Source organism: Microcoleus sp. D3_18a_C4 (genome assembly GCF_036702415.1).
In the GTDB taxonomy this organism is placed as follows: Bacteria; Cyanobacteriota; Cyanobacteriia; order Cyanobacteriales; family Microcoleaceae; genus Microcoleus.
On record NZ_JAUBTI010000178.1, the window covers coordinates 1 to 7,028 of the forward strand.

Annotated in this window: 8 protein-coding genes; 4 read left to right on the forward strand and 4 right to left on the reverse strand. The window is 46.1% G+C overall.

Translation table 11 applies throughout. The annotated features are described in order from the left end of the window. Positions 1-177: 177 nt before the first annotated feature. Positions 178-780: a DUF3172 domain-containing protein gene (locus QUB16_RS32440; RefSeq protein ID WP_333312292.1), complete on the reverse strand. Its 603-nt coding sequence runs from the start codon at positions 778-780 to the stop codon at positions 178-180. 287 nt (positions 781-1,067) lie between these two features. Between QUB16_RS32440 and clpS the strand changes: the two genes are divergently transcribed. Continuing rightward, on the forward strand, positions 1,068-1,349 hold the full coding sequence (gene clpS, locus QUB16_RS32445; RefSeq protein ID WP_015178019.1) for an ATP-dependent Clp protease adapter ClpS: 282 nt from the start codon (positions 1,068-1,070) through the stop codon (positions 1,347-1,349). 231 nt (positions 1,350-1,580) lie between these two features. Here clpS and QUB16_RS32450 read toward each other — a convergent pair whose 3' ends face one another. Together QUB16_RS32450 and QUB16_RS32455 are read right to left on the reverse strand one after the other, a co-directional pair. Next, complete coding sequence (locus QUB16_RS32450; protein WP_190743136.1) at positions 1,581-1,913, reverse strand: RNA-binding protein; 333 nt, start codon at positions 1,911-1,913, stop codon at positions 1,581-1,583. 287 nt (positions 1,914-2,200) lie between these two features. Beyond that, positions 2,201-3,481, reverse strand: coding sequence for a hypothetical protein (locus QUB16_RS32455; RefSeq protein ID WP_333322451.1), 1,281 nt, complete (start codon positions 3,479-3,481; stop codon positions 2,201-2,203). Between the two features lie 64 nt (positions 3,482-3,545). Here QUB16_RS32455 and QUB16_RS32460 point away from each other — a divergent pair, with 64 nt between their 5' ends. Then, positions 3,546-3,674 carry a hypothetical protein gene (locus QUB16_RS32460; protein ID WP_333322452.1) on the forward strand — a complete coding sequence of 43 codons (129 nt, stop codon included), beginning with the start codon at positions 3,546-3,548 and terminating at the stop codon, positions 3,672-3,674. A 215-nt stretch (positions 3,675-3,889) separates the two neighbouring features. Further along, complete coding sequence (locus tag QUB16_RS32465; protein WP_333322454.1) at positions 3,890-5,272, forward strand: UDP-N-acetylmuramoyl-tripeptide--D-alanyl-D-alanine ligase; 1,383 nt, start codon at positions 3,890-3,892, stop codon at positions 5,270-5,272. 123 nt (positions 5,273-5,395) lie between these two features. On the opposite strand, the gene QUB16_RS32470 is transcribed toward QUB16_RS32465, so the two are convergent. Beyond that, a complete protein-coding gene (locus QUB16_RS32470; protein WP_333322455.1) occupies positions 5,396-5,830 on the reverse strand; it encodes a hypothetical protein in 435 nt (144 codons plus the stop codon). Positions 5,831-6,192: 362 nt separating this feature from the next. On the opposite strand from QUB16_RS32470, the gene QUB16_RS32475 reads away from it, so the two are divergent. Continuing rightward, a complete protein-coding gene (locus tag QUB16_RS32475; RefSeq protein WP_333322456.1) occupies positions 6,193-6,975 on the forward strand; it encodes a hypothetical protein in 783 nt (260 codons plus the stop codon). The last annotated feature ends 53 nt before the right edge of the window (positions 6,976-7,028 follow it).

Here is a 7,028-nt window from a genome sequence, read left to right on the forward strand (position 1 = left end):
CCGCCCGTCCAAAAAGGACGGGCGGGACGCCCATCCCACTTTCAAGAGTGGAAGTTATTTAATTCTCATTCCTTAGAGCAGTATTCCATTCTCTAAAATAAAGTAAGGACTTAGGCAAAGCCTAAGTCCTACCCCATATCTGTAATTGACTCAACTGAAAACCGCTATATCGGCGATTTAGAAATTTTGACCTTCAGTGGTTGGAGCTATCGAACCCGGTTGGTTGAGGAACAGGTTTTTAGCGCCGTCGTTTTGGTAGATACAGTTAATTTCGGGTTGAGCTTCTAGGGGGCCGGTGAAGCCAAAGGTGTTCATGCGATTTTTGCAATCGCGCACTTGGTCTTGGCTGATGAGTTTTCTTTGTTCGAGAATTGCCCAGTTATTGGTTCGCAGGACGCATCCGGGGCGCATACTAGGCTGCGAGATGTAGACGTTGAAGGGATTGAGGGTGACGTAGAGGCGCATATCTGTCACCATCGCGCTTGCTCCAAACTGCACGCAAAGTTCTGGGTTCGGGGCGCTGCGATCGATAAATTCGCGGGATGCTACGTTCTCTGGGCTAATTGTAGCTGTGGAGCTAAAGGCAATGCCAATGCCAATTCCCAGAATAAAGACGGCTGTTAAAATTCCTAGGGTGGCGGAATTGAGGAAAGAGGGTTTACCGGACTGAGGTTGACGCCGCGACTGTCCGCCAAAGGAGCCGGAGTAATCGGAGTCTTCATCTCCTCGGGATGGGTCGCCGCTGAATCTGTCGTTGTAGGATTTAGGTTTGCGTTTCATATAAGGTTCCGTCAGTTCTGGAGACTCAACAGGTAGTAGTTTGTTATTTTTAACCGATCGCGCCTTTCTAATATTATGGCGTTAGGAAGGTGGTTGCCCAGGGCCCAGGACGCCCCCTGTGGGTTTGGTGTTGGGTTCACAGCTCGCGATCGACCAAGGGGCTGCCTTGTCTGAATTTTCAGATTTCAATAAAATAGCTGAAAGTGAGATAGTCTTGCACAGCGGAGGAATCCGGCTCAAGATTGTTGACAAATTTTAACATTTTACAAGTCAGGAGGTATAGATTAGTGTCTGTCGAAATTATTCAAAAGCCTTCCACAGTCCGCAAGCTTGCACCGCGCTACCGCGTTCTGCTGCACAATGATGATTTCAATCCTATGGAGTACGTGGTGCAGACTTTGATGGCGACGGTACCGAGTCTGACTCAGCCACAGGCGGTAAATGTGATGATGGAAGCCCATACTAACGGGATGGGATTGGTGATTGTTTGCGCTCTGGAACACGCTGAGTTTTACGCTGAAACGCTCAATAATCACGGATTGAGCAGCAGCATCGAACCTGACGATTAGAACCTGACGGTACTGCAACGGGTTCGCCCAGCCGGTTTGAGATTTATACCGTCAACCCTCATACATACCAAAAAGCCAAGGGTTCGGCCCTTGGCTTTTTGGTATATTTAATGCGGTAGATATGGAAACTTGAAGAGCATAGGTTTTTCGGAAAGGCCGGAAGTGGTTCGGAGCTAGGTGAGCTCTCGCGCCAATTTCAACTCTTCAATCTCAAATCTTTATCAGAGGAAATTAATAACGTCCTCCGCCGCCGCCCCCTCCGCGAGCAAATTTTCCAGGGCCACCGCCGCCCCGGTTGCCGCCGCCCCGGCCACCTTCATCTTCGCGGGGCTTGGCTTTGTTAACTTTGAGGTCGCGACCCATCCACTCTGCTCCGTCGAGAGCAGCAATCGCTGCATCTTCTTCTGCATCTGTGGACATTTCTACAAAACCGAAGCCGCGGGGGCGACTGGTTTCTCTGTCGGTAGGTAGATGTACCCGCTTAACAGTTCCGTATTCGGCGAAGACGGTGGTGATGTCTTCTTGGGTAACTTGGTAGGATAAGTTACCGACGTATATCGACATGAGGAATAACTCCAAAATTTAGACAGTGCGAAGATTTCAGTTTCGGAGAGTCCCCTGCCGATACAGAAGGGCAAGTTTTTAGACAATTCTGTAGCAATGAACAAAGCCTGCAACTGAATCTGATTCACACTTGGTACTTTAACATAGAATAATGTCTTTTGAATAGGTTTCAGGAGTTAATTAAGTCGTTCTAATCAAAGGTAAAACTTTTAGGGTATTCAGAAACCTGGTTGATGGGTGTGATGTTTTGCCTGCAGTGGAAGCAGAGAAAGTTATGCCGCCCCCTCTTACCGCAGGAAAGATACATCCACCTTGCCAAAGTTGGTACTCAAAGCTAGGTTTACGTTTTCTAGGGCTTTGACTAACCACACCACGCCTTCTCGGGTACTGCATTCGTAGTGACCGAACAAAATTGCCAGTCGCTTTTCTAGGTAGGGCTTGACTTTGCCGCAAATTAGTACGATTTTCAGCAGCAAACCTGTGGTTTGGGTGGGACCGAGGTTTGAGATCAGGTCGATGAAGACAAAGTGGTTGGGCCGCACAGGACTCTCTACTACTAAAAAGTTCAATAACTGGCTGCAAGTTCTGATCATTAAAAATTCATTAAACTTCTGATCGTCGCTGTGGGGCAGGGTATTTTGTAGTTGCTTATACAATTTTTCGTTAAAGAGACGTTTGCCGTAGCGATCGTCGGTGACAGAAGAAATCAGGTATTCGTACAAGTCGTCTTTAAATGAGCCGTAGGACTGATTTGTGCTGGCGTTCGCCGTGAAACGGCCCGCTAGCTGTCTGTAGGTATCGGCTCCCTCTACTTTTCCGACAAATTGCTTGAGGGCAAAGAATAGTTCCGGGTCGGTCAACAGGGTCGGGTTTTTTATAGGCTGTATACTTCTTTTGAAGACAATTGAGGTTTCCCGGCGCGCTGTTTGGGCTTTTCTCACTTGGTGAGCCACGTATTGCGAGAGGTTGACCTCAAATTGCTGCTGCTTTTGAGCTTGGATTTTTTTAATGATTTTCTGCTGTTCGTAGGTGCTGTCGTCGCTGAGGAGGCAGTGTTTGTAGAGGTAAGGGTAACAGGGAATTAAGGTTCCGAGGGCAAGGGTAGCAGGGGTTTTGCTGTTGCTGCTATCTTCATTGTTGTGAGTTATGACTTTGGCTAAACGTTGGAGGGTGAGGTACTGTTCGCTTTCTGTAAATTGATTTACTAATTGGGGGATGGAGGCTCGCCCCCGCGATCGATGGTATCCAAATAATATTTTGGGCGCTTCTTCAAACATAGCGATCAATTCAGGGATGGCTGCTTGCTTGCTGGGGTAGGTTTGCCAGCGGTTGATCAGGATGTGGCAGCAGCGGTTGAGGATGTACTTGAATTCTTGTTCGGCGTGTTCTGAGGCTGCTATTTTTTCGAGTGCGTCGGCGACGGAGCGATCGGGATATCCGGTACCGTGGATAAACAAAGTGCGAAAGCGGCTGATGAGTTCGGCCGGCTGCTCTCGTTGTACCCACTCCAGCCAGTGCTTGTAAAGTAGCTGTTCTTCTTCGTGGCTTTGTCTGTTGTAGTCGTTCACTTTGGATTAACCCTCCGAGGCTGGGGCTGGAGCTTTCAGCGCTATTATTTTGATGAATTGGCCAATGAATCGCAACAATTTAGTCAACCGAGCTTCTCGCCGGATGAAGCTTAGGGGTAGAAGCTGTCAGCAGCTTAAGCCGATCGATATTTTTGGCTTAGTTAAACTATTTACCAATACCAGCATGACATGAATTGCTGGTAATTCGCAAGCCTTAAATCACCATCTACTTTGTAAAGTATTGGTAAAGATTGTGGGTGGGTAGGGGATAATTTCTTGGTTGGCGGACGATTTAGTATTAGGATTGTCAAGATATATCCAGGTTAGCAGCCCCCTGTCAGTTAAATTCCAGGTCAGGCAAGGTAGGATTAGCTGTGAAAATAATTATTTGAAATGTGAGTGCTGGTTATGGTTTGTCGCGTAAGTATCGCCCAACTTGCTGAAATTTTAACTGTACCTTTGCCTGCTGTGCCTGACGACGTTTTGACAGTTGTAGGGACAGGTATTGCCACAGATACGCGCACTCTTGAAGGGGGCGAGGTATTTTTGGCGCTGCGGGGAGACAATTTTGACGGCCATCAATTTGTGGCAAAAGCCAGGGATTTGGGGGCGATAGCAGCGATTGTCGATCGAGATTGGCAACAGGAACTGCCGAATTTTCCGCTGTTGCGCGTTGACGATACTTTAAAAGCTTATCAGTCGATCGCCCGCTGGTGGCGCGACCAATTCAGTATACCTATAGTTGCTGTTACTGGGTCTGTCGGTAAAACTACTGTTAAAGAGTTAATTGCGGCGGTGTTGTCAACGAGGGGAAATGTTCTTAAAACTCAATATAACTACAACAATGAAATTGGAGTACCAAAAACTCTGTTGGAGCTTTCAGCCGCACACAATTATGCTGTGATTGAAATGGGTATGCGCGGCAGTGGCGAAATTGCGCTGCTGTCGCAAATTGCTCGTCCTACTGTTGCGGTAATTACTAATGTAGGAACGGCACATATCGGGCGATTGGGTTCCGAAGAGGCGATCGCCCAAGCTAAGTGCGAACTGTTAGCCGAAATGCCTGCTGATAGCATTGCTATTCTCAATCACGATTGTGACAGATTAATCGCAACGGCAGCCGAAGTTTGGCAGGGAAAAACTTTAAGTTACGGTTTAGAAGGCGGGGATTTGTGCGGAGAATTGCTCACTAATGATACAATACTTATAGATGGTATAGAATTGCCGCTGCCGCTGCCGGGACGCCACAATGCTGTAAATTATTTAGCGGCTTTGGCGGTAGGAAAAGTTTTAGGTATTGATTGGGAAGTTTTAAAGCAAGGTTTGTCTGTGCAGCTACCGGATGGACGGGCACGCCGCTACGATTTGCCGCAGGATATTGTGATTCTGGATGAGACTTACAATGCTGGTTTGGAGTCGATGTTGGCGGCCCTGAGACTGTTAGCAGATACTCCCGGAAAGCGCCGGATTGCGGTGTTGGGAACGATGAAGGAATTGGGCGACAGGGCGATCGAATTTCACCAACAAGTGGGAACAGCGGCGCGAGATTTGCATCTGGATGCTTTGTTTGTTTTTGCTGATTTTGAGGAAGCGGCGGCGATGGCTGCGGGCGCTGCGGGTTTGCCTTTTGTGGAGATAGGAGATATTACAGCCAAGGATGGGCGGGAAGATTTAGCAAAGCGGTTGTTGGGATTTGTCGAAAAGGGCGATCGGATTTTATTTAAAGCTTCTCATTCGGTGGAGTTAAATCGAGTTGTGGAGAAGTTTAGGGCAGATTTTGCGGGGGAGTAATAGAAAAGAAATTTTGGGGATTTGAAATTATGCGATCGCTTCTAGTCGATCGCCGCCTCAAACTCACGTTTCGATCGCTGATGCGTAGGGTAAGATGCCCATCTGCACCTAAGTCCCGATGGCTCAATATTTTGATAGCCCTCTGGCCTCGATTTCGATATCGGGATCTATCTCAATTATTGAAATTTTGGCATTTTCAACTACTGTATTTCCCATCATTGTATTGTGCATGGCCTCAAACTTAGATTCATCTTTAGCAATTCGTTCGTAGTGCAAAATTACGTGATAACGCTTTTCAATCGGCTCTCCCGAATCCGAAATTTCCACCGCATCCCAATCTATATTTGGAGAGTCTTCGGCTTGCTGGCGGTAGCGAGATGCTAAATTTTCCAGGGCGATCGCGATCGCGTGTTCTTTCGTTTGTCCGTAAAAATTCAGGGTATCATCAGGGCGATCGCTCAGAGATGACGAAATCTGACAAAGATACTGCCCGTTTGATTGAGCGCAAACGTCGATCGCAATTGTACCAGCAGTGCGATCGGGATTTATTTGAGTCATAAGCTGTTCGGCATTTAAAAGACGATAGTAGGGTGCGTCAGTCCATAAGCGTTTCCCAAGTCCTGTAACTATTCTAACTGACCACGAATTTCTTGAGGGTAGAAGCCCCCGGATTTATCCGTGGAATCAATCCAAAATCGAAAATCGAAAATCCTCAAGCCCCCGCATTTATCCGTGAGGTCAATCTAAAATCTAAAATCTAAAATCTAAAATCTAAAATCGATTGACGCACCCTACAAGGCTGAAACTCACCACAGCACAAGTTTTAGGAGCCGGGGAAGCATGACCTATTTCAGGATATGTCGAAAAAAAGCTAAAATATCGATTAGTTTTCGTTGGACTTGTCATGTCGGAGAGCAGATATGAATTCAGTTGAGGAGACCGAATTGTCACAAATCGTTGACTTGCCACTGATAGGGTCTGCTGAACAATATCTCTTCTCAGTCGAAGACAATCGAGAGCGTGCTGATAAGCTAAAAGAATTACTTGCCCCTAAGCTTAAAATAATCATTAAACAAGCTTGTGACCAAATTCACCAAGTTTATGGCACAGATGTACTCTCAGATTGTCAGATATTGACTACACCATGGCACAGCCTTGTAGCCAAGAAAACCCGGCCCTTCAAAATAGCAACCGCTGGCTTGGCTATAAAAGGAAAAGGTTGGTATTTCCAACAGAGATTCGAGTGTACTTCTTATAGTTTATTTGTGAATTTTTTTGGATTAAGAGGGCTAGAAAGCAATCCGATTGTTCACGTTCTGAAAAACCATTTAGAAGATGTTACTAGGATTTTGAAGCATGGTAGATATAATATTTTTTCTGATAATATTGCACCGGAAAAATATGGTAAGTTAAAGTATGAGGAGTTCATTAACAAACTGCAATTAATTCATGAAGGAGGTAGGAATGGTACTTATATTCAGAGTCCATCCCTAGTTATTCCTATTAAAGACCTAGATGCAGCTCAGCCAGTGATTAATAACTTTGTCGAAATCTTTGCTATCTTTCGTGCTGCAGCAAATGTGTTTCTTGGTGAGGAAGACCGTTTTGAGGAATACCTAAAATGTTTGTTGGATTGGCAAAATCAAAATCCGCTTCAGGTTCAGGAATCTGTAACTACTACTAGGGCGTCGGTTCAGTATTAGGAGTTGACAAAAAAAGGACTTTATGAAATTAGCCAGTGCATGAGTTCGACTCT

Bases quoted from the DNA above. Each gene is read 5' to 3' on its own strand.
- QUB16_RS32440 (WP_333312292.1), bottom strand. From the start codon at position 780: ATGAAACGCAAACCTAAATCCTACAACGACAGATTCAGCGGCGACCCA.
- QUB16_RS32450 (WP_190743136.1), bottom strand. From the start codon at position 1,913: ATGTCGATATACGTCGGTAACTTATCCTACCAAGTTACCCAAGAAGAC.
- QUB16_RS32460 (WP_333322452.1), top strand. From the start codon at position 3,546: ATGAATCGCAACAATTTAGTCAACCGAGCTTCTCGCCGGATGAAGCTT.
- QUB16_RS32470 (WP_333322455.1), bottom strand. From the start codon at position 5,830: ATGACTCAAATAAATCCCGATCGCACTGCTGGTACAATTGCGATCGAC.
- QUB16_RS32475 (WP_333322456.1), top strand. From the start codon at position 6,193: ATGAATTCAGTTGAGGAGACCGAATTGTCACAAATCGTTGACTTGCCA.
- QUB16_RS32465 (WP_333322454.1), top strand. From the start codon at position 3,890: ATGGTTTGTCGCGTAAGTATCGCCCAACTTGCTGAAATTTTAACTGTA.